Genomic DNA, 842 nt, shown 5'->3' with positions numbered 1-842 from the left:
GGCGCCACCTGCTTTAACAGAGCAAACGGCGCAGTTTGGCCCAATGAGCCGCCCGATGCGTTTGAAAGAAATCGAAGCGTTTGAGCGACAGCATGGTTACAAACCTACAGCATTGCGCGTTGCTATTGATGCTATCGGTATTTTTGTGCATCAAGACAATCCCATTCAAGGTTTGAACTTTAATCAATTGGACGCGATGTTTTCCGCTACGTTGCGTTGTGGAGAAAGTCAGTTCATCACTAACTGGCAGCAACTAGGTTTAAAAGCCGAATGGGCGAAGCGCAACTTGCAGTTATTTGGTCGTAACTCTGTGTCCGGGACGTATGGTTACTTCAAAAGCAATGCGTTGTGTGGAGGTGACTTCAAAACCCGAGTGAATGAACAACCGGGCTCGGCTTCTGTGGTGCAATCTGTGGCATCGACCATCAGCGGAGTTGGTTATTCTGGCGTTGGTTATCGAGTGGCTGGCGTAAGGTTGGTTCCCATCGCTAAAAAGGGGGTTAACTATGTTAGCCCGACTCGTACAAATATTGTCTCAGGTAAGTACCCACTATCACGCTACCTTTATGTGTACGTGAACAAGCATCCTGATTACCCGTTGTCTCCAATAGAAGCCGAGTTTATTCGTTTTATGTTCTCTGCTCAGGGACAAGCGTTAGTCGAAAAAGATGGCTATGTACCGATCACTGCAGATTTCGCAGCGGAAGAGTTAAAAAAAGTCGGCCTTTAAGCCGACTTTTTTCATTGTACCGAAAACTAAAAAGTGAGTGTCCACTTCGCACTTGCCCATCTATCTTGTTCTTCCAGCAAATCGGCATGCAGCAACTTATTATAATCTAACC

Annotated in this window: 1 protein-coding gene; it reads left to right on the top strand. The window is 46.3% G+C overall.

Annotated elements, in window-relative coordinates; genetic code table 11:
* On the top strand, positions 1–730 hold a 730-nt coding region (locus R7Z49_RS24105; protein WP_318112246.1), incomplete at its 5' end, for a phosphate ABC transporter substrate-binding protein.
* Between the last annotated feature and the right edge of the window lie 112 nt (positions 731–842).

It is taken from the genome of Vibrio sp. 1562, from assembly GCF_033340155.1.
GTDB lineage: Bacteria > Pseudomonadota > Gammaproteobacteria > Enterobacterales > Vibrionaceae > Vibrio > Vibrio alginolyticus.
This window is presented reverse-complemented; position numbering and strand designations above follow the sequence as displayed.